The organism is Paenibacillus lentus, assembly GCF_003931855.1.
In the GTDB taxonomy this organism is placed as follows: Bacteria; Bacillota; Bacilli; order Paenibacillales; family Paenibacillaceae; genus Fontibacillus; species Fontibacillus lentus.
This window is the reverse complement of sequence record NZ_CP034248.1, coordinates 1,751,025-1,776,415: the sequence shown is the minus strand read 5'-3', so window position 1 is coordinate 1,776,415 and position 25,391 is coordinate 1,751,025. Positions and strand designations below refer to the sequence as shown.

At 45.7% G+C, this 25,391-nt stretch carries 24 protein-coding genes and 1 pseudogene; 2 read left to right on the top strand and 23 right to left on the bottom strand.

Going from position 1 to position 25,391, the window contains the following annotated elements:
- Positions 1-98: 98 nt before the first annotated feature.
- The 11 genes from EIM92_RS07815 to EIM92_RS07765 all read right to left on the bottom strand — a co-directional run bounded on the left by EIM92_RS07815 (position 99) and on the right by EIM92_RS07765 (position 13,249).
- A complete protein-coding gene (locus EIM92_RS07815; RefSeq protein WP_125082179.1) occupies positions 99-923 on the bottom strand; it encodes a Cof-type HAD-IIB family hydrolase in 825 nt (274 codons plus the stop codon).
- Between the two features lie 553 nt (positions 924-1,476).
- Positions 1,477-1,854 carry a sensory rhodopsin transducer gene (locus EIM92_RS07810; RefSeq protein WP_125082178.1) on the bottom strand — a complete coding sequence of 126 codons (378 nt, stop codon included), beginning with the start codon at positions 1,852-1,854 and terminating at the stop codon, positions 1,477-1,479.
- A 119-nt stretch (positions 1,855-1,973) separates the two neighbouring features.
- Positions 1,974-3,008: a glycoside hydrolase family 88/105 protein gene (locus EIM92_RS07805; protein WP_125085061.1), complete on the bottom strand. Its 1,035-nt coding sequence runs from the start codon at positions 3,006-3,008 to the stop codon at positions 1,974-1,976.
- A gap of 52 nt (positions 3,009-3,060) precedes the next feature.
- Entirely contained in the window at positions 3,061-4,245 is a 1,185-nt protein-coding gene (locus EIM92_RS07800) for a rhamnogalacturonan acetylesterase (protein ID WP_125082177.1), read from the bottom strand.
- 51 nt (positions 4,246-4,296) lie between these two features.
- Positions 4,297-5,136: a carbohydrate ABC transporter permease gene (locus EIM92_RS07795; protein ID WP_125082176.1), complete on the bottom strand. Its 840-nt coding sequence runs from the start codon at positions 5,134-5,136 to the stop codon at positions 4,297-4,299.
- Between the two features lie 2 nt (positions 5,137-5,138).
- A complete protein-coding gene (locus EIM92_RS07790) occupies positions 5,139-6,071 on the bottom strand; it encodes a carbohydrate ABC transporter permease (protein ID WP_125082175.1) in 933 nt (310 codons plus the stop codon).
- A gap of 80 nt (positions 6,072-6,151) precedes the next feature.
- Positions 6,152-7,477, bottom strand: coding sequence for an ABC transporter substrate-binding protein (locus tag EIM92_RS07785; protein WP_125082174.1), 1,326 nt, complete (start codon positions 7,475-7,477; stop codon positions 6,152-6,154).
- 120 nt (positions 7,478-7,597) lie between these two features.
- The gene (locus tag EIM92_RS07780) at positions 7,598-9,163 is read right to left on the bottom strand and encodes a response regulator transcription factor (protein WP_125082173.1); all 1,566 of its coding nucleotides are present in this window, start codon (positions 9,161-9,163) and stop codon (positions 7,598-7,600) included.
- Complete coding sequence (locus EIM92_RS07775; RefSeq protein WP_125082172.1) at positions 9,156-10,931, bottom strand: sensor histidine kinase; 1,776 nt, start codon at positions 10,929-10,931, stop codon at positions 9,156-9,158. Before EIM92_RS07775 ends, EIM92_RS07780 begins: the two co-directional genes overlap by 8 nt.
- Before the next feature lie 230 nt (positions 10,932-11,161).
- Positions 11,162-12,313 carry an iron-containing alcohol dehydrogenase gene (locus EIM92_RS07770; protein ID WP_125082171.1) on the bottom strand — a complete coding sequence of 384 codons (1,152 nt, stop codon included), beginning with the start codon at positions 12,311-12,313 and terminating at the stop codon, positions 11,162-11,164.
- 306 nt (positions 12,314-12,619) lie between these two features.
- On the bottom strand, positions 12,620-13,249 hold the full coding sequence (locus tag EIM92_RS07765; RefSeq protein WP_125082170.1) for an FMN-dependent NADH-azoreductase: 630 nt from the start codon (positions 13,247-13,249) through the stop codon (positions 12,620-12,622).
- A gap of 233 nt (positions 13,250-13,482) precedes the next feature.
- Here EIM92_RS07765 and EIM92_RS07760 point away from each other — a divergent pair, with 233 nt between their 5' ends.
- Positions 13,483-14,064 (top strand): TetR family transcriptional regulator, encoded by a 582-nt coding sequence (locus EIM92_RS07760; protein ID WP_125082169.1) that lies wholly within the window; start codon positions 13,483-13,485, stop codon positions 14,062-14,064.
- 153 nt (positions 14,065-14,217) lie between these two features.
- Here EIM92_RS07760 and EIM92_RS07755 read toward each other — a convergent pair whose 3' ends face one another.
- From EIM92_RS07755 to EIM92_RS07735, 5 genes are all read right to left on the bottom strand, one after another.
- Positions 14,218-14,796, bottom strand: a complete 579-nt coding sequence (locus EIM92_RS07755; RefSeq protein WP_125082168.1) for a hypothetical protein — start codon at positions 14,794-14,796, stop codon at positions 14,218-14,220.
- 213 nt (positions 14,797-15,009) lie between these two features.
- Entirely contained in the window at positions 15,010-15,480 is a 471-nt protein-coding gene (locus EIM92_RS07750; protein ID WP_164515051.1) for a hypothetical protein, read from the bottom strand.
- 459 nt (positions 15,481-15,939) lie between these two features.
- On the bottom strand, positions 15,940-16,533 hold the full coding sequence (locus EIM92_RS07745) for an NADPH-dependent FMN reductase (RefSeq protein WP_125082166.1): 594 nt from the start codon (positions 16,531-16,533) through the stop codon (positions 15,940-15,942).
- 82 nt (positions 16,534-16,615) lie between these two features.
- The gene (locus tag EIM92_RS07740) at positions 16,616-17,470 is read right to left on the bottom strand and encodes a VOC family protein (protein ID WP_125082165.1); all 855 of its coding nucleotides are present in this window, start codon (positions 17,468-17,470) and stop codon (positions 16,616-16,618) included.
- A gap of 19 nt (positions 17,471-17,489) precedes the next feature.
- Positions 17,490-17,897 (bottom strand): DoxX family protein, encoded by a 408-nt coding sequence (locus tag EIM92_RS07735; RefSeq protein WP_125082164.1) that lies wholly within the window; start codon positions 17,895-17,897, stop codon positions 17,490-17,492.
- A gap of 233 nt (positions 17,898-18,130) precedes the next feature.
- Here EIM92_RS07735 and EIM92_RS07730 point away from each other — a divergent pair, with 233 nt between their 5' ends.
- Positions 18,131-18,439 carry a winged helix-turn-helix transcriptional regulator gene (locus EIM92_RS07730; RefSeq protein WP_110931285.1) on the top strand — a complete coding sequence of 103 codons (309 nt, stop codon included), beginning with the start codon at positions 18,131-18,133 and terminating at the stop codon, positions 18,437-18,439.
- Between the two features lie 125 nt (positions 18,440-18,564).
- On the opposite strand, the gene EIM92_RS07725 is transcribed toward EIM92_RS07730, so the two are convergent.
- From EIM92_RS07725 to EIM92_RS07695, 7 genes and pseudogenes are all read right to left on the bottom strand, one after another.
- Positions 18,565-20,100, bottom strand: coding sequence for a PH domain-containing protein (locus EIM92_RS07725; RefSeq protein ID WP_125085060.1), 1,536 nt, complete (start codon positions 20,098-20,100; stop codon positions 18,565-18,567).
- Positions 20,100-20,593: pseudogene (locus tag EIM92_RS07720) on the bottom strand (PH domain-containing protein). The gene EIM92_RS07725 and the pseudogene EIM92_RS07720 overlap by 1 nt, the downstream one beginning before the upstream one ends.
- A gap of 114 nt (positions 20,594-20,707) precedes the next feature.
- Positions 20,708-21,874 carry a cation:proton antiporter gene (locus EIM92_RS07715; protein ID WP_125082163.1) on the bottom strand — a complete coding sequence of 389 codons (1,167 nt, stop codon included), beginning with the start codon at positions 21,872-21,874 and terminating at the stop codon, positions 20,708-20,710.
- A 244-nt stretch (positions 21,875-22,118) separates the two neighbouring features.
- A complete protein-coding gene (locus tag EIM92_RS07710; RefSeq protein WP_246021244.1) occupies positions 22,119-22,595 on the bottom strand; it encodes a hypothetical protein in 477 nt (158 codons plus the stop codon).
- A gap of 180 nt (positions 22,596-22,775) precedes the next feature.
- Positions 22,776-23,996, bottom strand: coding sequence for an MFS transporter (locus EIM92_RS07705; protein ID WP_125082162.1), 1,221 nt, complete (start codon positions 23,994-23,996; stop codon positions 22,776-22,778).
- 138 nt (positions 23,997-24,134) lie between these two features.
- Complete coding sequence (locus tag EIM92_RS07700) at positions 24,135-24,734, bottom strand: TetR/AcrR family transcriptional regulator (RefSeq protein WP_125082161.1); 600 nt, start codon at positions 24,732-24,734, stop codon at positions 24,135-24,137.
- A gap of 89 nt (positions 24,735-24,823) precedes the next feature.
- A complete protein-coding gene (locus tag EIM92_RS07695; RefSeq protein ID WP_125082160.1) occupies positions 24,824-25,195 on the bottom strand; it encodes an MmcQ/YjbR family DNA-binding protein in 372 nt (123 codons plus the stop codon).
- Positions 25,196-25,391 lie beyond the last annotated feature (196 nt).

The following is a 25,391-nucleotide window of genomic DNA, read 5'->3' as shown; positions in this document are numbered from 1 at the left end:
GATTTATCAATCTTCCATATCTCCTCCTATCACCTGATTTCCATAAATGTCGAAGAGCGCTGACATGACGGTCAGCGCTCCTGCTACTTAACTTGCATCTATACAATTGGTGCCGCTCGATCAAGCATATACGTCTCCACAACCTTAGCTACTCCGTCTTCCATATTCGTATCCGTCACATGATCCGCGACCGCTTTAATATCGTCAGGGGCATTGCCCATTGCTACGCCAAGCCCGGCAAATTCAATCATCGCCAGATCATTGTAGCTGTCGCCGATAGCAATGACCTCTTCCCGCTTGATCCCTAGCTGCTGAATGAGATGATGAAGGCTTGTCCCTTTATCTACCCCTGCCTCTGTGAACTCCAAGAAAAACGGCTTAGAGCGAACAACGTTAAGCTTTCCTTCCATCAGTGGCTGCAACTTGCTCTCTAAAGCGACCAGCTTCTCCGGATCGTCCACCATTAATACCTTCACGACAGGCTCCTGAACAGCTGCCACGAAATTCGCGGCCTCAATAATCGGCATACCCGTAATTTCGCCCTCGATATCGGTATACTTATTATTCACCGGTGTCACGATATCGTCACCGACATAAGTATGGATCCATACTCCCTCTCGCTTGCTTACTTCATAGAGCTCATGTACCGTTTCCGGCGATAGCGTGCTGCTGAACAATACTTCTTCGGTTGCACAATTTGTAATTTTAGCCCCGTTAAAAGAAAGGATGAAGCTTCCATATTTCTCAAGCTCCAGTTCCTTGGCGATATGCGTCATCGCGAAGGTCGGACGGCCGGAAGCCAGCACAACTTTAATCCCCGCCTCCTGCGCATCCATTAGCGCCTTCTTCGTACGCGGCGAAATCGTGTGATCATCCCGAAGCAGCGTATCATCCAAATCTAGCACGATCATTTTATAGTTCATTCTTCTTTCGTCCCTTCCACTCATTCTGCCTGTGAAGCTATGAAGTTAGCCACTCAGTAATGCACTATACATAGCATACCATCTCTGAACAAGCTTGAGGATGATTCATTACAAAATAGAAGAAATTACAACCATATACACGTCAAAGCATGCTTCCGCTCCTGCGGAGACTAAATGAAGACTGCCGCTCAATTCAATCGTAATCCACTGAAATCTAAACGGTAATATGAATAAGCTGACGATTTTTGTTCCCGACTTACAGACCTGGATTTCATGCATCTATTTTTATTCATTGGAGTAATTTTGCGTATTAATTGGATTTCGTGTATCTAAAACATACTTCTTCCGCTTAATCCCCCTAGAAGTTTGTTTTAACTACAGGGAATCCAGCTAATTGTGCATTCAACGATAGACCGCCATATTTAAGTACAACAAATGCAGCTAATTACATGCACCAAAAACAAAAACAAACCCGGATGGTGTACACGCCGCGCCAGGTCATACCAAAGCAGCATCCGTCATCCGGGTTCTCATTATGCAAAATACGGTGCGACTAATCCTTTAGCGGATGGGCCATGACGCTCATAAGCGCTAGCTCCGGCTGTGTCGTGTCCAGCCGGCTGTATTGAATAATGACTGGAACATCGCTCTCCACGGTCAACGCATAAGGCACACCGGCTGGAATTCGCTGCCCGCTGCTCTCCAAAGAAGATGTGCGAATATGCTTCGTTCGCCGTCCCTCTACTATGGCCTCGAAGCCCTCTAGCGGCTCTCGGTCTTCATAATAGACAGTGATGTCCAACTTCGCAGGGACCTCACCGCAATTCAGCACACAAATACTTTCATGACTAACCAGCTCTCCCCGACTGTCCGGCGGGATATAACCATCGGGAATAACCCAGAATCGGTGCCCTTTTACTTGATTTCCCATATATGCAAGCCCTCCTCCCATGTGATCACAAATATGATTACGACTGGTAACCGTATTTTCATTCCTGTTGATAGCAAACAATTATGCTCTTAGCGCAAACGGCGCAGACGTTACAATGGTCAGCTATACGGGTCCTCCTTGGTGCGCAGCAATTGTGCTAAAAAGGCCAAGGTTAGTCCCTGCCCCCAGCCCTGAATACGCTTATATGGCACGCCTTTGTAGCCCTCTACGTCGTTCATGACCGCCGTGCCGGCCGAAACATCTGCCACCGTGCCGTCGTCTTTAATTCGGGACAGGATGCCGTCGATCGATTTTTGTGTGTATTTGTTGTAAAGTCTGCCCCGCATCAGCAGCGCCGTCGCAATTCCCGCCGACCCCGAAGTCTCCAGGTACGTGGTATCATCATCCAGTACTGTGTGCCACAGTCCTTCCGGAGACTGCAGGCGGACAAGCGCGCTCAACTGGTCCCGCAACGAACCGTCGATAATCATATAAGATGGATGCTGAACCTCGACACACCTTAGCGCCTTGGACATTGTCAGCGCAGCCCAGCTGTTGCCGCGCGCCCAGTATATGCCGGACATATGGTTCTGGTTCACATGATCCCAGCCATGATAGTAGAGATTGGTGTCCGGATCCTGCAGAAACTCCTCATGGCCATGATATTGCTTCAAGCCGTCCTCGAAATATTCCTTATTCCCGAGAAGATGACCGATGCGCAGCAGGAAATAACCAGCCATAAACATCGTATCCACCCAAGCCTGCTGGGGAAAGACGTCATTGACCGAATTCACCGTGTGCTGAAAAATACCGTCTGCAAACCGTTCTGCTTCATTTTTCAAAAATTCCGCCATTTCGACAGCTGTATTCAAATATTTCTCATCCTGGTAGACCTGATACAATGTCAGCAAGCAGTGGCCGATCGACACACCGTTCACGGACAACTTCGGCAATCCGTCCTCCATATGCTCGTCAACCCAAGCCTTTAGCTTCGTCAAGTACTGCTCGTTCCCCGTCGCTTCATACGCTTCGCATACCCCGTAATAAGCGACCCCGCCCGGCCAGTCCCAGTTAAAATCCATATTAAACGTGCGTTCAACGACACGGTCGATCGTCTGCTTCACTTTCTCCTCATCATAAACCAATGCTGGCATATCTAGCTCTCCTTCCCATAATGGCTCTGTGGTCATTTATTCCTCCCAAATGCTACCTTAGATACATTAACAAAGGCTGTAATTGCAAATCACGAATCCCGTCAGCAATCAGACGAGCAATCGCTTCTCCTCCCAGTTCTTGAAAATGCGTGTTGTCCCGCACGCCCGCGGGGAAGTTCATGTACTCGCCCGGATACACCCACATGAACAAATCCTTACTGCCCTCCGGCCCTGCCGCCTCGAACAGCTGCTTGCTTCTGGCGGCAAGATCGATAAGCGGCGTATCCGTCTCCATCGCCAGCTCCTGCATCGCCTTGATATAATCTCCGTGCGTATCGGAGAGCGTCCCATCCGGGTTGAAATACCGGCGATGCACCGGCGTCACCAGCACCGGATGAGCCCGCTTCTCCCGGGCTGCTTCGATATAGCGCAACAAATGCTGTTTGTACGTTGTAAATGGCTCGGTTCCCCGCGAATCAGGCTTTTCGTCGTTATGGCCGAACTGAATCATCAGGAAATCCCCAGGCTTCATCTGCTGCAGGATCGCCTCTAAGCGCCCCTCCTCGATAAAACTTCGTGAGCTTCTTCCGGACTGCGCATGATTATCCACGCAGACATCATGCTTGAATAGAGCGGGCAGCAGTTGTCCCCAGCCCGCATAAGGGTAGCCGTCCTCCGGTTGATCCGTTACCGTGGAGTCGCCCGCGAGAAATAAGGTCAGCGTACTCGGCGCGGGTTGAAGCTCTAGCATATTCAGGCGAGGTGCCTGCCCAGACACATGCAGACGGAAGCGGCCACCCCGTACCGGAACGGCGAACTTTTCCTCAATGAACTGCCCAGCCGCTGAGCGAATCGGCGGCAGCACCCGCTTGCTTCCAGCCACTTTCAGCATAGTATGAGCTTCCGCGAAAGCGTCTCCCGCCAAGATGTTCACTACATATATCCCATCGGGCACATCTACCGCAAGCGTAGCTCCCATCGGAATGCAAAAACGATGGTACAACGCTGCCTTCGCGTCGTACGGAGCTCCAGCCATGGCCGCGGTTCTATCCCGGGCATATACCCGGCTAACGTCCTCGAATCCATATCCTGCCACAGAATCATACGCATTTTCCTCCGTCACGCCCATGTAACCGTCCAGCGGTGCTTCAGACCCGAAATCGAACTTCCACGATGTTATCACCTTGCCGTGTTCCTCATTCGCGGCCTCAGATGCCTTCACTTTCTCTTCTCCCATTCGCTTCCCCCCTTCATCCGTTCACTCCATACAAATAGCCTCCATGCTCTCTTACCCTTTCAATCCACTGCTGCTAATTCCTTCGACAATTTGTTTCTGGAACATAAAGAATACAACGACGACCGGGATCAAGCTGACGATGGACATCGCGAACATCGCGCCCCAGTTGGAGCCGGACTCGCTATCTAGGAACATCTTAAGCCCCATCGATACGGTATATTTCTGCGGCGAATTCAAATACAATACCGGACCGATCAGATCCTCCCACCGCCAATAGAAGGAGAAGATCGCCGCCGTAGCGAGCGCCGGTTTAATGAGCGGCAGAATGATGCGATAGAACAGCCGGAACTTGTCGCAGCCGTCGATCGTTGCCGCTTCATCCAGTTCTATAGGAATAGAACGGATAAATTGAATCATCAGAAAGATGAAGAACGGGGCGCCAAAATAGTTCGGTATGACGATCGGCTTCATGCTGTTCAGCCACCCGAGCTTGGAAAATATAATGTACTGCGGCACGAGCACCACATCATGTGGCAGCATCAGGGTGACCATCATTAGGGCAAACCACAGATTGCGTCCTTTAAAATCAAGCCGCCCGAATCCGAACGCAACCAGTGCTGAAGATATGACAACACCTATGGTAGCGAGTACGACGATAATCAGCGAGTTGACGATAAATTGGGCAAATGGCTGCCCGCCGACGCCTGCCCAGCCTGCGGCATAATTCCCGAAATCCCAGGACTGCGGTATTAGCTGCGAAGCCGTGGCAAATATCGTCCGGCTTTCCTTGAAGGAGCTCATAAAGAGCCAAATGATCGGGTACAGCATGAGTATGGCAAGTGCGCCGACAAATACATGATATACCGGCCACTTCCATTTGCTTGAAACCATAGTTAGCGGCCCCCTTTCGACTCATAGAACACCCAGAACTTCGATGTCTTGAACAGGATCGCCGTCATGATGCCGATCATGATGAGCATGACCCAAGCCATTGCCGCCGCGTATCCCATGTTGTTAAACATGAAGGCCTGCCGGAACAAATACAGAGAATACAGCAGGGTTCCGTCCATCGGGGTTCCTTCCCCTTTAGAAATGATATAGGCAGGAACGAAGGTCATAAATGCGCTAATGGTCTGCATGATCAAGTTGAACAGAATGATCGGGCTCAGCAGCGGCAGCGTGATTTTCATGAATTTACGGGGAGCGGTCGCTCCATCGATGCTTGCCGCTTCGTACATTTCCGGTGAAATGTTCTTCAAACCGGCGAGGAAAATCAGCATGGAAGATCCGAATTGCCATACCGACAGCGCAATCAGCGTGCCTAGCGCAGCATTGGGATCGCCGTACCAAGCCACGGGAGGAATCCCCAGGAAGATGAGCAGGCTATTCACAATCCCCTGTTCGTTAAAAATGTTGCGCCACATGATCGATACGGCGACGCTTCCGCCAATGATCGATGGCAAATAATACACCGTGCGGTATACGCCTACCATGCGCGACTTCGTATTCAGCAGCATGGCGACGAACAAGGCAAACATCAGCCGCAGCGGCACGCCGGCAAATACATATATAAAAGTAACTCTGACCGAGTTCCAATATTTTTGATCCTGGGTAAACATTTTTTTGAAATTGAATGTCCCAATCCACTGTGGATCGTTGAATAAATTATAATTCGTAAACGATAAATATAATGAGATCACAATGGGAATTAGCGTAAAAGCCAAAAAACCGATCACAAACGGACTGATAAAAGCATACCCGGTAAGATTGGCTCTAAGAGACTGTTTCCGCAAGGCACCTGCACCTCCTGGCAGTATCGTGAACATGAAATCCACCTGAGAGACAGCGGTAAACCAGCATTCGTTCGGAGCCTATTTACCGCTATTCTCAAGTGGTCAAGGACGGGCTACTTGTTATTAGCCAGGACGGCGTTCGCTTCCTGTCGGAATGTGGCGGCCGCTTTCTCTGGAGTCACCTGACCGTAGTTGATCTGCTCCACCAGATCGGCTAGAGATGCGATCACCTGCGGCGATCCTACCGGCGGCGCTGGACTCATCGGCGAGCTCTTCTCTTCCATGGCTGCGACGAAATCGAATACCTGCTTCTCCGGCTCGGACAGCTCCGAGACGATAGCCTCTTTGATCGAAGCCGAAATCGGCACGCCGCGCTCACCCTTGATCCATTTGTTCGCTTCTACATCGTTAATCCAGAAGTCGATAAACTTCGCTGCCTCTTCTTTATTCTTCGAATGGGAAGTAATCGACCAGAACATGCTAGGCTGCATGTACAGGCCCTTCTCCATGTTCGGCCCCGTCATTGGCGCCAGTTCCATCGGCCGATTGACCGCAGCCTGGAGTCCGACGTACTGGTTAGACCATTGCCATACGCCAACACCGCTTCCTTTTACGATTTCCGACTCCTCCAAAATGCCTTTGGTTTGCGTCAGCTTCTCTTGAGAAGGCACAGCTCCCTCTTTAATCAGCCTAGCCAACCGTCCAAAGAATTCCGCGAATAAAGCATCGTCCTCATATCCAAGCGCTGTTCCTTCTTGGTTGTATAGCGACAGCCCATGGGTACGAAGGAAGTAGTGGAAGAATATATCCGGTGCCATGGAGCCGTCCATGACATAACCTGCATCGCGAACTTTCAACGCGATTTCTTCATACTGGTCCCAAGTCCAATTTTCCGGAATGCTATCGACGCCCGACTTCTTCAGCAGCTCCGGATCATACTGAAAGCCCAGTACATTGACTCCCGTCGGCACGCCGTATTGCACATCATTTATTTTTCCGGTGGAAATGACGTTCTCATTCACATCGTCCACCTTGATCTGATCGCCAATATAGGATGTTAAGTCCTCAAGCTGCCCATTCTTGGCGTATTGTACAATATAAGAAATGTCCATCTGCACGATGTCCGGCAATTGATTCGCCGCCGCCTGCGGCGCAAGCTTCTTCCAATAGTCGTCAAAAGCCGCATACTCAACGTCGATTTTTACATGGGGATTGAGCTCCTGATATTTATCAACAATTTGCTGGGTGTATTCGTGGCGTTTGTCGCCTCCCCACCAAGCAATTCTTAGTGTGGTTTTGTCTTTCTTATCTGTATTCTCTTGCGCAGACTTGCCATTGCCTTCTCCGTTACTCGCACCTCCGGCACTGCCACCGCCACTGCAGGCAGGCAAAATGAATAACAAAACCACCAACAACCATACAGCCGTTTTCTTTCTCACAAACATTCTCCCCTTTCGTCGAACGCTAGTTTGATAACGCTTACAACTATCATTTTCGCCCCAAAGGGGGTAGAAGAAAACTCACTCATCCGACTTAATGGTATAAAAAACAGTGGTGCTTCAGTGCGCCCTGCTCTCCTCCAGCGATTTGCGGTATTCCGTCGGCGTCATCCCCATCCACTTCTTGAAGGCCTGGCTGAAATATTTAGAGTTCCCCCCGAAGCCGTAAGCATCGGCAAGCTCAAATATCTTCACATCACCGCTGCGGCGGATTTGTTCGGCTGCCTTCTCGATCCGCAAGCGGCTTAAATAATGGGAGAAGTTATCCCCCGTCACCTGTTTGAACACTTTACCGAGATAATCCGGGTTCATATACAGCATCTCGTTCGCTACGCCATTTAGAGTCAACTCGGCATTCATGTAATGCTGCTCCACAATTGATATCATTCTTTCGACGATTGAAGAACGGCGGCTGATGCTGTTCTTGTAATATCCCGAGGTGACGTGCAGGGCAGCTTTCTTGACGAATGTCTCGAGACTGGACAGGGTGTCAAGTCCGACAATTTCGGCCATTTGCGCCGTGAACCGATGGCGATCCTCCGGCGAGCATAGGCGGATTAGCATAGCATACAGTTCCAGCACGTACGAGCGCGTCACACCGATTTCCAGGCAAAGCTGCGCCAGCTGGCTGAACAGCCGCTCCAGCTCGCGCTCCACCTCGTCGCTAAGCCCCGATTTAATCAGGAGGGCCATTCGCTCCTCATCCAGCTCGACATCTCCGCTGCCTCGGTCATCCGCGGGCAAGTCCCCCTTCATAATTAAGCTTCCTTCGCCGACATAAAAGCGGTGATTCATGCATTGCAGTGTCTCACGGTACAATTTGCGTGCTGTTTCCATCAGGCCGGCTTCGCTGAGCGCCACGGTCAATTCAACGTTATAGAAACCGAGAAACGTCTGCTTTACTTCTTCAATATTCCGCAGCAGTACCGCTAGCTCTAGCGTTTCATGGACGAGCATAAGCAGCCTTCCGTTGAGTGTGGCGCCGAGCAGAACACCCTCCAGCAAATCCTCGGCTATATTTTTCAAGGCAAATAAATGCTCGTACTCATGGGAATGCTCCAGCTGAAATAAGATGAGGCGAATCGGATGCTCTTCCTCCTTCAGCCCGAACAACTCGCGATAATAGTCCAAATCGCTGCGACCATACGTCTTATTGGATACGAGCTCTCGCAAGAACTGCTCCTTCACGTGAGGGAGCACCTTGTTCAATCCGTCCTTCATACTGGCTACGAACTGTTCCCGCTCCTCGTGCTCCTCCCGTTCGATTACGAGCTCTGCCAACGCTTCATAAATTTGCGCCTCATTGCAAGGCTTCAACAGGTAATGCTTCACGCCATACTGCATCGCGCTGCGGGCATATTCGAAATCCTTGTATCCCGTCAGCATAATAAATCGGATGTTCGGGAACGACTGCAATGTCTTCTCGACCAGCTCCAACCCGTTCAGCCCAGGCATCGATATATCGCTAATGACAAAATCTGGCTGCTCCTTGACGACCAGCTCATAGGCTTCGATTCCGTTGCGCGCTGTTCCGATCAGCTTGGTGCCTGCACTGTTCCAATCCACAATCTGCTGAATGCCCTCCAAAATCATCCGCTCATCATCCACAAGCAGCACCTTATACATCCTCTTCCTCTCCTTGTCTGTAGGGTATACGAACATGTATGGCCGTCCGAACATTCGGCTCGCTTTCGATACGGATGCCCCATTCGGAGCCAAAGGTCAGCTTGATGCGTTCCTCGATATTAGACAGCCCGATGCCTTTGCCTCGAGTCTGTACCCTCCCCCCTCGGAGCTCCGTTATAAAATCTGCCGTCATGCCCGGTCCGTCATCCTCCACCCGGATATTGAGCGCTCCATGCTTCTCCGTCAATTTCTCTACAATAATACGAATATGACAGGGATCGATCTTTGGCTCCAGAGCGTAGTGAATAGCGTTCTCAAGCAAGGGCTGAAGCGTCATTTTCGGAATGAGAGCGTCCAGATATTCATCAGGAACCTCCAGCTCGAAGTCCAATCGTTCCTCAAATCGGATGCGCTGGATCGTCACATAGCTGCGGATAATCTCCAGCTCAGATTTTAACGTGACCAGACTTGTTCCATCATCAAGCGAGCTGCGCAGCAGGAAGCCGAGCGACTCTACCATTTGCGAAATTTGCTTCTGGCCGTTTACTTTGGCCAGCCAATTAATCGAATCCAGCGTATTGTAAAGGAAATGCGGATTAATCTGCGCTTGAAGCGCTTTCAACTCACTTTCGCGGATGACCAGCTGCTTCGCATAATTTTGGTTAATGAGCTCGCGGATGCGTTGAATCATCATTTTAAACGTGCGCTGCAAATGTTCGACCTCGGTCTGGGAGGTTTTCGGCACCTCTCCAAGTGACTGCTCTTCAAGGTTGTCGAGATCCCCCTTCTCGATCTTGCGCATCTTCTTGATCAACTGCTCAATCGGCCGAGTGATGCTGCGCGACAACTTGACTCCAAACGCAATTCCAATGAACAAAATCAAGATGAAGATAATCGTGACCAACTCTTTGACGAATGAAATCGTTCGAAACATGCTGTTGAACGGGGTCATATTCAAATAAGTCCATCCCAAGTCGGAAGACCTTACCCGCGTAAAAAAATACCGATTCTCTCCAACGGTCGTTAAGCCATAGGACTCGGAGCGCATCAGCTCAGCGGCAATCTCCGCCTCGGAGATGAGAGGATGATCTGGATAGATGATTTTGCTGCCATCCGTAATGATGAGATGGCTGTCATCCCCGCCGCTTTGCACGAAGTCCTCGATAATCCGTTCCTTTCGGAAGCGGATAATGAGTGTGCCCAGGTTGTCCCTAGGAAAAGTCGTCCCGCTGTATGATTTGATTTGCCGCACCGCATACAGTGATCGGTCGCTACCAACGTACCACACGTTCGACCCGTCCGCAGATTCAGCAATCGATGTGAGCTCAGTTTGCAGCTCCTGCGCCATGCCTGCGCGATTGCCACCAATCAAGGCCTGATGCTCCCGATCGATAACCATGATCGAATACACGAATTTCTCGGAGCCTGCGATAGCGGTGAGCCGATCCATGATTTTTTTGCGCTGAATGGCCTTCTGGTATGCTGTTGCGCCATCTACCTTCAGATGGGCGAGGCTTTGCTGCAGCTGCTCATCCGAGAATACCCGAAACGACAGCTCTTCCTGCTCCCGCAGCTGATTCTCGATCCCAAGTGCTGAACTATTCAGCACCTGAGAGGTGCGCTCATACATTTGCCGATCGTACAGACTGGTCACGTATTTTAACGCAATCCAATACAAGGAGAAGCTGACAATCATCAGCAACGTGATCAGCACCAGCATCTTGTGGTAGATGCCGGCCTCCCTGAATACACCACGAAATTTCCCCATCAAGATGGCCACCCCGTTTTATAGGTCGATTCGGAATCACTATTATCGATATTTTACATAATTAATGAGGCCTGGGATACCCATCGTAATATCTAATTCATGCTATGGATGATAATCGTTTTATAAAAAGAATAGGGCTCGCCCCGTAGTCAGCAACGATGACCGGAGCGCCCCATTTCAAGCATAGATTTAATTAATTAGCTGAATCATTAATATGGATAATATTTGGTTTAGAGTATTTTCCTGAACATCGCGATTACTTCTTCTTTGGTTGGGATAAACGGATTACCCGGTGCACAGGCGTCCTTCATCGCGTTCTCTGCAAGAAGATCCAGGTCGACCTCCGTTACCCCGAGCTCGGACAGCTTTGCCGGGATGCCCACTTCTTTAGATAGCTCCTTAATGGCATTGATCACATAAGTGGCGCACTCCTTGTCGCTTCTCCCATTGGCTTCAAATCCCATAGCTTTCGCAATCGGTCTGAACCTCTCGGGAACATGCCTGGCATTCTCCTCTTCTACGATCGGCAGCAGCATCGCATTGCACACGCCGTGAGGCAGGTCATAAACGCCGCCCAACTGATGAGCCATAGCATGAACATAGCCGAGTCCCGCGTTATTAAACGCCAAGCCGGCGAGGAACATAGCATAAACCATCTGCTCGCGGGCTTCGATATCGCGGCCGTTCTTCACCGTACGAGCCAGATTGTTATAGATCAGTTCGACCGCCGCCAAGGCGGTAGCATCCGTTACCGGATAAGCGCCTGGCGTGACCAATGCTTCAATCGCATGCGTAAGAGCGTCCATCCCAGTTGCAGCGGTCAGATCGGCGGGCTTATCTACCATCAGCTCGGGGTCATTAACAGAGATTGTTGCAATACTATTTTTGTCCACCATAACCATTTTGACTTTCCGTTCCTCGTCCGTAATCACATAGTTAATTGTTACTTCGGCGGACGTCCCTGCAGTCGTGTTCACGGCCACGATCGGCAGCGACTTGTGCTTGGATTTATGCACGCCCTCATAATCAGCAATATGACCGCCGTTTGTAGCGATAATCCCGATGCCTTTGGCCGTATCCTGCGGGGATCCTCCGCCGATGGAGATGAGAAAATCACACCCATTGGCCTGCAGAACCTCGACGCCGTCATGTACATTTTTGCAGGTTGGATTCGGCTTCACTTCATCGTAAACGACATATTCAAGTTCGATCTTATCCAACACATGCAGCACTTTGCCGGCAATACCGCTTTGCATTAGGAATTTGTCGGTGACTACCAGCGCCTTCTTCAGGTTAAGCTCTTGTATGTGCGGTCCTATATCCTGAAGACAACCTTTTCCCATAATATTAATGGACGGAACGTAAAACACACGAGTACTCATTTTCAACCAGCCTCCGATCAATTAATAAATTTCATTCAGTTAAAAGTGAACATATTCACATATCTATTTACTTTCATCCTACATTTCTATTTCTGCGAAGTCAACATAATTACATTTGTTTTATCTTTATTTATGTTTATTTATATCTTAAATGACTGGGACAAGGTTGTTTTCATTAAGCACATGCCATTCAATTGTTTGTTTCCTGTGGAATATGCAAAAAAGCTATCTCCGATCGGCCGGTATTGACCTAGGGAGATAGCCTTTTTAGCGAATTTTTAAGTTCTATGCACTGATTTATACGTTTTACGCCAATTTAGAAGCAGCTTCAGCTACCCGGCGCAATCCATCCTCAATAATTTCATTGGCTTTCGCCGGCATAGCGTTATGTCCTTCAATGACGACCTCATCCAGGATTTGCATCCCGAACACGCCTCCAAATACGTTGCGCATATAGTTCACTGACATTTCCATCGGCGCTGCTTCTGGCGTGGAATAGATCCCGCCACGCGCGCTGAGGAAGATCGCCTTTTTATCCGTCATCAATGGAACCAATTGGCCTTCTTCATTATATTTGAACGAGTATCCAGCAGCGTAGACATAATCGACAAAGGTTTGCAATTTAGCCGGGATCGTCAAGTTCCAAAGCGGGAATGCGAACACAACCACATCTGCCGCTGTTAAGGCGTCCATTGCTTTTTGCTTAGCTGCCAGGAGACGGCTCTCCATGTCCGTTAATTCGCCACCATTTTGCACTTTGCCGAAGGCGTTAAATAAATCCTGACCGAAGTAAGGCATATCCTCTGCGAATACGTCATACGTAGTCACATTCAAGTTCTCCTTACCTTTGACGGCCTCCATAAATGCATCATACATTTTACTGGATACGCCCTCTGAAGCTGGGCGGTTGTTTGCTTTTACTACAAGTACGTTCATGTAAGATTCCTCCACTTTTTCTCTAAATATTTTTAGATGTGATAGATGTCACTCTCTATTTTACCAAATACTCCTTGCAGATGCCATTTAACATCTATTGCTTATACAACATATGTTGTATAAACTATATTGTAAAAGCAACTCATTTCCCACTCAACCAATAATATTTTGATTTTATCGTTTATACGACAATTTCATTGAATTGTAGGAAAAATACGAAAAGAGGAATTCCCATGACCGAAGCAAAAATCGATCCACGCATTGTTCGTACTCGGAAACTGATTATGGATGCTTTCATGCTGGTGTCAACGCGCAAAGAGTTCAAGGATATCACCATCAAAGATATTACGACAGAAGCGACCGTTAACCGGGCAACTTTCTATTATCACTTCACAGATAAATACGATTTATTGGAAAAAGTCTTAACCGAGGATTTAATGACAAACGTCATCCGTGAAATTTCCAAGCATGACCAACTGAACGAGGCTACGGTCATTAATATTTTCTTATCTCTTACTAAATTTCAAAAGTCGCTGCAATCGCAATGTCGAAGAAGCTTTGAAGCCTTTACCACGACCATTGAAGCCATTATCAAGAAAGAGCTGGAGAACCTGTTCTATAAAATACTGCTGCAGCATCATGCCAAAGAAAGCGATGAATCCCTTAGGATTACCGCTGTCATTTTAAGCTGGGGCATTTACGGAGCTTCCATCGATTGGCAGAACAATAGCCAGGTATCCGCCGAGGAATATATTAAATTAGCCATTCCCTATATGATTCATGGCATGGAAGCCACGTTGAGCCACATGATCTGACCCTATATTACAGTTTAGAGATTACCCTCTCTTAACCAAGCAAACCTCAGGAACAATTTCCTGAGGTTCTGTTCGTCCAAGCGTGCAATAGTTCTTGGATCGCTAACTTGCAGGCCAGGCCGTTATACAAGCTGCTAGCTGCTCTGCTGCTGATTAATCATCTAACTCCACGCTTTGAATATTTCCATCCACATCGACGCTCCACTCCATTTCAACGCCTTTATTCAATCCAAGATTGTCATCATCTTCGATCATAACTTTATCTGGAATCGTTATGGTTTGCTGTTCTCCCCCATCCACTTGAACGGTAACCTTCCTGCCGTTAGCCTCCAAGATCGTACCTTCATATTCTAGATTCAGCAGAACAAGCCCGCCATTGGGATCTGTAATCGTAACTCGCTTGCCCCCATCGGTAAGCAGTTCGACCTTTTTATGATAGTTATTTTTCAGCGTAATGTCCTTGATTACTTTTTTAACCTTAACGCCTGAAGGAAGTCCCTCCGTCTCCGATCCGGTGATCGCCTCGTTCTGCTGCGGATTAGGCTGCTCTGCCGCGAGATTTGCATTTGTACCATTCGTGGCTGGAGCCTCTGCTTTAGGCGCGTGCGCGGCCTCCTGCGATCCAGTTTGTGGGCTATTTGTACAGCCGCATAGCAAAATACTAGTACTCACAACAAGAAGAAATACGGTCATTTTAAACCCATATCCCCAGCTGACTTTACTGTTTGTCATCGTATACCTCCGTCAGATTGGCTACCCTTGATTTCGAGCATATAAACCCTATATATCTCCTTTTTTAATGCTAACTGATCGAAACTAGGGTACCCCATCGCGAGCTATATTAAACAAACATTTTGTCTAATAAGTGTAATACGGCAGAGGCAATTATAGATGAGACGGTTAGAAAGCAAAACAAGGCCAACCCGCAAAGGTTGGCCAAGTTTACTAATTTACAAGCTTTTTACGGTAATCACTTAATTTTAGATTCTCGAAGTACTCTTTTTTAACGTGATCAACAGTGTATACTATATGTACCTTGAAAAGAGTATCATCGCTAATCTTCACCTTATTAAAGATGCCTCCCTCCCCTAAATATCGCACAGGGTTATTTTGCTGCCCCTCGAATGGGTTTCCTCCAGCAGCCACATCAAGAACTAGTACATTATCAATAGTACCTTTTATATTTAAGCCATCCACTTTCTGATACTGTCCTTTTTGCTCTATATAGTAATTAGCACCTAGATATATAGCATTATTAAATTTTACTAAGTGAACATCCTTCAAATTGATATCTGCTGTTTCAATGTTTATTTGATATTCAACTGGAGAACGATTGTATTTGTTCTGGCTATAAATTAATAAGATTACTAAACTTAACACGATTAAACTAAATATGATACTAACCTTTTTATTCATCGCTACTCTTTCTAGTATGGAAGCTTGCTGTCTACATATATAGATCCATACTCCCATGAAAATGATAAATCTACTTGACTAAACCAATAAGACCGCGCCAATGCCGCTCTACTTTTGGATGGGTCTTCATATTCCCTAACAATCTCCAGATTCGGTGTTCCACTAACCGCATATTCGGTAAAACCACCTCAAAATCAGGACAAAACCGCATTTAGAAAATAACATCACCATCTTATAAAATAAGTATATATATGTAAATACAAATTATGGTTATGTCATAAACTGTTAACACTTATGGCTTTTATAAGAAAGTTGAGTTTAACAAAAGGAATGTTATGTATATAAGTTGAAATACAAAAAAACGTCGCCTTCCTCTTGAAGGATGACCCATTAGAGAATCACCCTCAAGGGAATATTTCGACGACGTTCTTCTTAGCTTAAAACTACCGCGTATAAAAATTATCTCAAAGTTTTCAAGGCACCGCTCCAAGCGACAACCTCATCCAACATCGTGTTGACGTTGTTCAGATGCAGGTCCTGCGGTTTAAAATCTGATCCATTTTCAAAATCCGTAAACAATGACAACGTAGGATGCGTACGGACATCGGCAATTTTCAATTCGCCGCAAATTCCGCGCAAATGTTCTGCTGCACGCGCCCCGCCTGTGGAGCCATAGCTGACAATTCCTGCAGCTTTATTATTCCAGGCTTCCCGAGCGAAATCCAAAGCATTTTTCAAAGCCCCGGTAATACTGTGGTTATACTCTTGAACGATAAAGATAAATCCATCGAGACTGTCGAGTTTTTGGTTCCATTCCCCGATTCCAGGCTCAGTGCCATCCGTTGTCCCCAAGAACGGCAAATTGAAATCGGCAATATCTACAATATCATAATTCGCATCTCCGCGCTTGTCTGCGATGCCTTTTACCCATTCTCCAACCTGTGGACTTACCCGTCCTTGTCGTGTGCTTCCTAGAATAATTCCAATGTTTAATTTTGTCATGACTTGTTCCTCCTTAGTTGGTTTGCCAAATAATTTGTCCCAAAAACCCATTGATTACATTACACCACCTATATAACTATATATATAAACTTGCCTGCCTGACTCTTTCCGAATGACTGCTTCCTTCGCTGAGTCAAGCCAGCAAGAGAATATGATTTCCAGACGGATCTACAGTAGCTAATGCGCCGTTGTCTTCGACCACGGATACTCCAATACTTTTCAGATTTAATGCTGCCTGCTCCCGAGCTGCCTCACTCGGATAAACGATGGTGAAGGATTTAAGCCCTGCACTGTTGTCAGGGGGCTTTGGCGCTCCCACACCATTCCATGTATTTAATCCGATATGATGATGATACTTTCCAGCTGATATAAACAATGCTTGCGGACCATAACGGTTCACCACATCAAAGCCAAGTCCATGGACATAGAACTCCTCTGTCTTACTTAATTCAGCTACATGCAAGTGAATATGACCCATAACCGTATCAGCGGGCAATTGCCACGACCGGGGCTCTACACCATTTACACCATGCAGAAGATCTTGGAAATTTAATGGATCCACTGTCATTTCGACTTGATCGTTATTCCAGTTCCATTCCGAGGGAGCACGGTCTCTATAAATTTCAATGCCATTGCCGTCCGGATCGGAGAGGTAAAGGGCTTCACTAACCAGGTGATCGGATGCCCCCAGCTCTATCTGTAAGCGGCTAAAATGTAGAACAATATGCGCCAGATCGGTACGTGTAGGCAGCAATAGTGCAAAATGGTATAGCCCCGTTGTCCGCCCTTGATGGGAAATGACATCGTTTGGCTGTTCAATGGACAGAAGAACTGTTCTTCCATCCGCCGTCAATTGAGCCGTTTTTTCTGTTTGTCTAAGTACTTTAAAGCCAATGACTTCCTTATAAAATGCCAGCGAGCGTTCCAGGTTCTCTACTTTCAAATTAACTTGACCCACATAGGGAACAGAACCGCGATGAAATTTCATACTTATCCCCTCCTCCTCATTAACCTTCCTTGGTACGAAAAAATAAATTACCTAAAGCCAAATATGTTGTCTTGTGCAATGCGAGATAGATGGAAATCACTAGTAGTGCCAAATCGAGCTCATAACCGGCCATTTGCCCATTTCCAAGAAATCCAAGTCCAAGCTTCGCTGTAGCGATCGCTCCCACCATAATCACCGCGAACAACACAGCTACAACCCTTGTCCCTAGCCCTAGTATCATCAAAGCTCCACCAACTAATTCAATGATTGCTACAGCATAAGCGGAGAAACCCAGAAGGCCTAAACTTTCAAAGAAACCAACCGTATTCTCAATACCCCCTTGAAACTTGTCTAGCCCATGAATAAAGAACGTATAACCCAAAAATACTCTCAACAATGTCAATCCCAACTTAGTAACAGTTTGCATTTCTAAACTCTCCTTTTATTTTGTCCTCTCTCTTTGTAGATCCGCTGCATGATGCCTTGCATGGTGCTTACGAATTCCAAAGCCAAGCTTCATCAATACAAAAAGCCAATTGGTTACTTTATGTAAGTAATTATATTTATAATATCTGGTTGTGTCAAGTAAGTAATTATTAAAATGTAATGAAGTTATTTTTTGAATGTGATATATTAATATTTAGATAGGAGGGATTCCCATTGGATACTTCGATTTGCACTAGATTCGAAAAAGCAATGAGCCTATTAAGCCAACGATGGACAGGACTCATTATTTACCAGCTCCTTTCTGGCCCTCAGAGATTTTGTCAACTAGAATCATCCATTGGTGTTAGCGGCAAAGTTCTTTCAGAACGTTTGAAGGATCTAGAGACTGAGGGAATTGTAACTAGGAGCATTTACCCAGAAACCCCTGTCCGAATTGAATACTCCCTAACGGATAAAGGCATTGCCTTTGAACCGATTATGAGGGATATCGAAAATTGGTCTCAACGCTGGTTAGAGCTTTAATTATTTAATTATTCTTACCCAATGAACACGATTAGAATGTAGTTTTTAGTCATTTTGCGTTACAACAAAAGGAAGGTAGAAGCGCTCCATGCACTCCTACCTTCCTTTTTTAATTATTCAATCGCTTATTCCACGGTGATTTCTGTTCTACGTCCGATATACCATTTATAAAATGACTCGGCCATTCCTAGGGGCACATCTTTAACCCCTGTATGATGTACGGGCTTGGCCCGATTAATCGTACCAATTGACGCGAGACCCAGCAGCCTTTGGAGTTTACTCTGAGTTACTTTCACTTCGATAACCTTATCCCTTTTGGATATGTATAAAGTCGTAGTTAAACTGCCTGTTTTGATTTGTATAAAGCGATCATTTAAGATGTAGCGGGTATTCAAGAAATCCAGCCATCTTGCTACAAGGACGATGATAAGCAAAATAGCTGAGATCATCCACCAAGCTTCCTTCATCTGTAATATGGTCGGCTTGAAATAGAATAAGCCTGCCGTCACAGCCATCCAGAACCAGCTTGGCCGAAATAAACGCAGCCATAACGCTTTTGTAGGAAGTCGAGTCATCTCTTGTGTCACTTGATAAGATGGTAAAATCTCGGATACCATTTCATAGGCACGCTGAATAGGCAGGAAAGGATAAAGCGAGTTGATTTCATTCATACTTTTATTGGATTCCAAGCTCCCTGCACTGATCAATTTGACCTCGGCGAGCCCAAGCCATCTTTTTATCATAGACTGCTCGATTTCTATCGCCTGAACTCTATCTTTGGAGATGGAGAATGACGTTTCATCCATCATACCCTTGGATATATAAATCCGCTCAAGGTCTGAGGAGATCTCATACTTACCATATTTGAGAAACGTCCTCACGAGTCCAAAAATAGTAGAAGCAATGATGAAGACAATGATGAGGATCATCATCAACCACCCAGAGCTGAGCAAGCGTTGCACAATTCCCTCAGCCTTTTCCCCCACGTTAAAAACACCATCGATTTTTTCATAAAGCGAAAGAATTACAGGAATAAACAATAAAAAGCTTAGGGAAGTAAAGGCTGCCTTAAAAATATCATTTTTTGTCGGGGTAAAGTGAATCGTGCGCTCTTGAGCCATATTTTCTGAATCTAATGTAGAGGTTGCTTCAATCTCTCCATCCACAGGTGGAACAGCAGTCCATTCTTCGGAATCTTCGGGTTCGTCGGATTTAATCATTTTTGCCATATGCACCTCTATTCGATCCGCTTCGGCTTGAGAAATGACCGCAAATTTAACCGCAGCATCGTCTCCCGCCATCCCCGTCTCAAAACTGACCGAAGTCATATTAAACAACTTATGGAATAAGGAAGTATGGCGATTGATATTCTGCACCTTCGAAAAAGGAATGGTTTGCTCTGATTTGTTGAAAACCCCCTTGTAGAGATGAAAAGAACGATCATCTAATTCATATTTCTGGGTGAACCATTTGAAAAAGATGGAGCAAACTGAAAGCCCGACAGCTAGAACAAAAATGTACCTTCCATATACAATGAAGGGCGATTCCGAGCCTGTTTTGATGACGAACAAATAAATGACAAAGAAAATTGCGTTCTTAGCTAATTTCCACAACTGTAGAAGGATAGTCAGTGGATGGTAACGGTAACGTCTTGCTTTCATCACGACTCCACTTCCTTAATTTTTGCATAATGAGCAATTTGAGTCCTTAATTCGACAGCAACCTCTTTAGGTAATGCGGGGATCGCATGGGATGAACCCATAGTTTCCATCGAAAGCGAGCATAATCCATATTTTCTTAACAGGGGCCTTGTTTGGTTGCAACCGATTGAATTTTGGTCATCGGCACAAGCTGATGCTTCTCAATGAATACTCCTGATTTCAATTGCAAGAACTCTTCACTCACGTCATAACGCCAATTTTTGTACAGTAAGAACGGATTTATAAACGACCATATTGTACTTAACACTGAAAATACAGTGAATCCAATTAGAATCCAACCGATCCATGCTTTCCATTCATAACGATGATCGAGATAAAGTAAAATTGCCAAAATCATCAATCCAATGAGATTCGTAATAAATTCGCTTATGACCCATATCTTGACTGCATCCTTGGATAAGCGCTGTTGCGGATGGCTTATTAGAGACTCCATTAAATCACCACCTGTAATGTAATTAGAATGTTGTATATATAAATACGTAGGAACATAGAACTTGTCTCAAAAATTAAATTTTAAAAAAGATACATCAATAAGAAAAGCCGAAATTTATAAATTTCGGCTTCCTCTCTCTATACGTTGTTCACTTCGATTTTCAAAAATCACTTTTAATAACGGCGGTGTAACAATTGTTGTTACGATTATAACGATAATCATAGAAGTATAATATTCTGAAGGCAGTAAACCACTTTCTAAACCCATTGCTGCTAAAATTAATGCAACTTCTCCCCTTGAAATCATTCCAGCACCAACACCCATTGAGGATTTATTATTGAAGCCAGACATTCTAGCCCCAAGTCCAGACCCTATAAACTTAGACAAAATTGCAAGTACAGAGAATACTATAATAAATCCGATTTGGCTACCAATACCGTTAAACGAAACGGCTAAGCCAATACTTACAAAGAAGAATGGTACAAAAATACCGTTTGCGATAGGTTCCACTCGATGTTCAATTTCCTCTTTAAATTTCGTTTGTGAAATTGCAATACCGGCAAAGAATGACCCAATAATACCAGCAACGCCAACATATTCTGCAAAATAAGCAAAGCTAAAGCAAATAATTAAACCAGCACTTAAAATGGATTCAGTGATTTTAAATTTCGAGAACACTTGAATAAATTTAGGAACCAACCATTTTGAAGCTAAAATAATTACTACAAAGAATAGAATTTTTTTACCAATAAGTAATGCAAGACTTGCATCTGATCCAGCGAATAAACTCATTGCGACTGCTATTAATATGACTACAATAATATCGTCTAAAACAGCTGCACCTAATAATGCAGAACCTTCTTTACTATTTAACCAGCCAAGTTCTCTCAAGGTTTGAACTGAAATACTAACAGACGTTGCTGACAGTAATAATCCTATAAAAATGGATTCTGCAGTAGAAAAATCATAAATTTGTGATCCTATATATGATAATAGAATAGGAACAACAATACCGCCAACGGCAACAAGTATAGCTGCTTTTTTATTCTCGTTCAAATCCTTCAAATTTGTTTCTAGCCCAGCTAAAAACATTAAAAGTAAAACACCAATTTGACTAAAAACACTAACTAATTCTGTATCATGCACCCAGCCTAGTAATGCTGGCCCTAAAATGATCCCAACAATAATTTTCCCTAATACAGAAGGCTGCCCTAATCTGATACTTAATTGACCAGCAATTTTGGTGGCAAGTAAAACAATAACAATTTGTAATATAAACATTTTTCATCTCCTACAAAAAATTTCCGAAAAAAAACACATGGCGGTGCCAGATTGCCTGACTCCACCATGTGTTACATCCATCGTATTCAGATATATTTATTATAACCGAAACTATATTTCTCTGTAAACTATCATTTTCAGCCAGAAGCAATGAGAATCCACTTACACTAATCTGTTTAGTCTATTTACTTTACAGTAGGGAATGGGTCTTCGCTAGTTTTCGAAAGTGAGAAATTGATTGCTTTTATAACGAGAAGCGCTGCGTATCCTTCTTGAGCTGGCTCCAGGTATACCGCAGCAACCATGCGTCCCACTCCGTAATTGTTGTGGAGTCCCCTGCCCACATAATGGTTGGCAGAGGGAAACCTCCGGGTGGGCGATCCTGTTCTCCATAAAAATCCGGCAGCCCGAACCCATGTCCGATCTCGTGCTCCGTAATATGAGCCTCATAGTTATTCACGGTACTTAAAATATAGTCATCCGACATACGCTGCCCCCAGTCACCACCAGCACCGCCGCCAAAATTGGCCGTAGCCCATAAATACATATCAAACCGCTTGTCCAATCCTCCAGGATAGACATAGTTCCGATCATGAAAATGCTCAAAACGGGACAACTCGCTTGGAGCGACAGGAAGTGCTGCTGGAATGCTCGGGTCGGCTTTGCTAAGCTCATCCAAAATGGTCTGCGTATACACGATTTCATTCGGCTGCTTGTTCAAAATTTGCACAGGATTTGTGGTTTTATGAAGTAATGCCCTGATTACTGCTCCATTGCATGAAGATAGCTGCTTATCTTTTACTGAAAAATAGAATGCTCCCCCCAAGATAGGCAAATGAGAATTCTATTGCCATGTGGGGAGCATTAAATCTAGTAACTCATCTACACGCTCTTATGTATATTAATTAGCGCTTGGACGATGATCAGGAGACGGCACTTTCATTCGCTTACCGGCTCTTAAGGATAAGCCGAAACAGATTAGAAGAACTATACAGGCGAGAGTATACGGATAGTTGATATCTATATCGAACAAATATCCAGCTAGGATCGGCCCGGCAATATTGCCGAGACTGGTATAGGCTGAATTAAGGCCTGCAACGTAACCTTGTCGATCCGCAGCTAGTTTCGACATTTGGGTACCGATAGCCGGTCGTAAAATATCGATCGCCAGAAAGACGATGAAGGTAACGGCAAAAATCAACCAAAACTTGTGCACAAACAGTGTCATAAAAATGAAAACGCCCGCAAATAAAAGGCAAACCGAGATGACGTTTTTCTCGCCAAAGCGATTTAAAATCCAGCTAAAGGCCGTAGCTTGAACCACGGCGCCGGCGATCGAGCCAAAAGTAATGATAAAGGCAATATCTCCAGGCTCAAACCCAAATTTATGATCGACAAACAGTCCAAAGACCGTTTCAAAATTGGCTAGTCCGAAAGACATGACAAACACGATAATCAAGCTTAGGAAAAAGGGCTCACGATAGGAACGGATCAATTGAGATAGAAGACTGCCCTCTTTGTCCGTTGGCGCGGATGAGTCGGATGATGTTTTTTTGGCGGAGAGAGACTCCCGCAGGATAAACAAAGAAATACAGCCCGCGATAAGCGCCACAGCTCCCGCAGCAAAAAACGGAACGCGGATGCCAAACTCGGCGATATATCCGCCGATTCCAGGCCCGATGATAAAGCCCGTTGTAATGGCCGCGTTAATATAGCCCATCCCCGCAGCACGCTCGTCCTGCGTCGTAATGTCCGCGACGTAAGCCATAACCGCAGGCATGATCATCGCGGCGCTAACGCCGCCGAGCATCCTTGAGACAAACAATAGCACAGGCGCGTTCGCTAACCCGAATAGCACTTCGGAAAAAGAAAATACGATCATGCCGATGACAATCATCCGCTTTCTTCCGTAAGAGTCAGCCAGCCGGCCGGCCAGCGGCGAAAATAGAAACTGCGTCAGCGAAAAGGTTGCTACTAGCAGGCCGATTGTACTCCCGCCAATGCCCAAACTATTCATGAACTTAGGCATAATCGGGATGATCAATCCAATCCCCATAAATACCAGAAAAATATTCAACATCAGGATCAGTACTGCTCCCCGATTTTTCAACATTAACGACATGCTTAATTCCTCCAAAGATGGTATGCAAACATACTGAATATTCATTCAAAATGATGAGAAAAAGAAAACGTCTATCGACGTAATTTAAATGAGATAGACCAAATTTAGCGGTCATTTTTCTTGCGACTATAGAACAAACTATCCAGATGGCTTGGCGACCCCATGCAAAAACACATTCATAGCCAATCGGTAAGCCTCGAGCGTCTCCTCCTTATCCAGATTTCGTGTATGCTGACTTAAACCTAGCAAAAGACTGTCCAGGATCATGGCGAGTCCTTTCACATTTGTCACCTTAAGTTCGTCGTTATCGATCCCTTTCTGCAGCAATTGCTCGTTAAAAGTGAGATAACCTTTGACGATTTCGTTTATTCGTTCTTCCACATCCGACGCTTTCTCCGAGTTATTATAAAACTCATCGGCGGCTCTCGTCAGCGGATGATTCAACTGATCGAGCGCTAAATGCTCAGCCATGCCGTACAATCTATCGATCGTAGTCAGGTAGAGCGGCTCCTTGGCTAACCAGGTCTCTTCCCATTCCAGGTCCCATTCATCAATCAAATAAAGAAATAATCCCTCTTTATTCTTGAAATGATAATAAATGTTGCCTGCGCTGCAGCCGGCTGCCTTCACGATGTCCTCAATCGATGTCGCCCTGTAGCCCTTCTGTATGAATAAAGCCATGGATGCCTCGGCAATCTTCTTCTTCGTCTGCTCACTTTGCTGCTGCTTTTTATTCATTCCTGAATCACCGCCTTCAGATTACTGAACGATAATTCAGTATTATAATTAAAAAGGACGCTCTCAGCAACAAATTATTTAGAATTGAATTACTTTCCGTCGATTCTTAGAAGTACTGCCTCCCGCGCCGCCTTCGTAAGCGTGCCAAGCACCAAGTCATAGGAGTGGTCGATCATCGTTTCCAAATCCCCCATAGGAAGACGCCCATCCGCGATGACTGTGTTCCAGTGTTTTTTATTCAAATGGTATCCGGGTAGAACGCACTCATGCTGCTCCCTTAAATTTGCCGCAATTACGGGATCGCATTTCAGCGAAATGCGTACCTCCCTGTCATCACCCGCCTTGGTCAGCAGCGCAAACATTTTGCCTCCTACCTTCATGACCAACGGATCGGGCCCGAACGGATAATCCTGGACAGCTCCTTTTTTGGATAAGCAATAAGTGGTTAGTTGATCGTACATGTTATCACCCTAGCGCTTGAATTATATATTCTCTACGTATATGGTCGTCACTAGAAATCACAAGTCATACTTTCCAATTATGTCCATCACTTAGGTTACCATTATAGTACATCTGTGCAAGCTCCCGCAAAAGACTAGGAGATCCACACGCTGAGCCATAGCTTAACGATTGATAGTTAACGGGGCATTCGGCGCT

Excerpts from the sequence above, each read along its gene's own strand:
- EIM92_RS07815 (WP_125082179.1), bottom strand. The coding sequence starts at position 923 with ATGAACTATAAAATGATCGTGCTAGATTTGGATGATACGCTGCTTCGG.
- EIM92_RS07810 (WP_125082178.1), bottom strand. The coding sequence starts at position 1,854 with ATGGGAAATCAAGTAAAAGGGCACCGATTCTGGGTTATTCCCGATGGT.
- EIM92_RS07805 (WP_125085061.1), bottom strand. The coding sequence starts at position 3,008 with ATGCCAGCATTGGTTTATGATGAGGAGAAAGTGAAGCAGACGATCGAC.
- EIM92_RS07800 (WP_125082177.1), bottom strand. The coding sequence starts at position 4,245 with ATGGGAGAAGAGAAAGTGAAGGCATCTGAGGCCGCGAATGAGGAACAC.
- EIM92_RS07795 (WP_125082176.1), bottom strand. The coding sequence starts at position 5,136 with ATGGTTTCAAGCAAATGGAAGTGGCCGGTATATCATGTATTTGTCGGC.
- EIM92_RS07790 (WP_125082175.1), bottom strand. The coding sequence starts at position 6,071 with ATGTTCACGATACTGCCAGGAGGTGCAGGTGCCTTGCGGAAACAGTCT.
- EIM92_RS07780 (WP_125082173.1), bottom strand. The coding sequence starts at position 9,163 with ATGTATAAGGTGCTGCTTGTGGATGATGAGCGGATGATTTTGGAGGGC.
- EIM92_RS07775 (WP_125082172.1), bottom strand. The coding sequence starts at position 10,931 with ATGGGGAAATTTCGTGGTGTATTCAGGGAGGCCGGCATCTACCACAAG.
- EIM92_RS07770 (WP_125082171.1), bottom strand. The coding sequence starts at position 12,313 with ATGAGTACTCGTGTGTTTTACGTTCCGTCCATTAATATTATGGGAAAA.
- EIM92_RS07765 (WP_125082170.1), bottom strand. The coding sequence starts at position 13,249 with ATGAACGTACTTGTAGTAAAAGCAAACAACCGCCCAGCTTCAGAGGGC.
- EIM92_RS07760 (WP_125082169.1), top strand. The coding sequence starts at position 13,483 with ATGACCGAAGCAAAAATCGATCCACGCATTGTTCGTACTCGGAAACTG.
- EIM92_RS07755 (WP_125082168.1), bottom strand. The coding sequence starts at position 14,796 with ATGACAAACAGTAAAGTCAGCTGGGGATATGGGTTTAAAATGACCGTA.
- EIM92_RS07750 (WP_164515051.1), bottom strand. The coding sequence starts at position 15,480 with ATGAATAAAAAGGTTAGTATCATATTTAGTTTAATCGTGTTAAGTTTA.
- EIM92_RS07745 (WP_125082166.1), bottom strand. The coding sequence starts at position 16,533 with ATGGGTTTTTGGGACAAATTATTTGGCAAACCAACTAAGGAGGAACAA.
- EIM92_RS07740 (WP_125082165.1), bottom strand. The coding sequence starts at position 17,470 with ATGAAATTTCATCGCGGTTCTGTTCCCTATGTGGGTCAAGTTAATTTG.
- EIM92_RS07735 (WP_125082164.1), bottom strand. The coding sequence starts at position 17,897 with ATGCAAACTGTTACTAAGTTGGGATTGACATTGTTGAGAGTATTTTTG.
- EIM92_RS07725 (WP_125085060.1), bottom strand. The coding sequence starts at position 20,100 with ATGAAAGCAAGACGTTACCGTTACCATCCACTGACTATCCTTCTACAG.
- EIM92_RS07715 (WP_125082163.1), bottom strand. The coding sequence starts at position 21,874 with ATGTTTATATTACAAATTGTTATTGTTTTACTTGCCACCAAAATTGCT.
- EIM92_RS07705 (WP_125082162.1), bottom strand. The coding sequence starts at position 23,996 with ATGTCGTTAATGTTGAAAAATCGGGGAGCAGTACTGATCCTGATGTTG.
- EIM92_RS07700 (WP_125082161.1), bottom strand. The coding sequence starts at position 24,734 with ATGAATAAAAAGCAGCAGCAAAGTGAGCAGACGAAGAAGAAGATTGCC.
- EIM92_RS07695 (WP_125082160.1), bottom strand. The coding sequence starts at position 25,195 with ATGTACGATCAACTAACCACTTATTGCTTATCCAAAAAAGGAGCTGTC.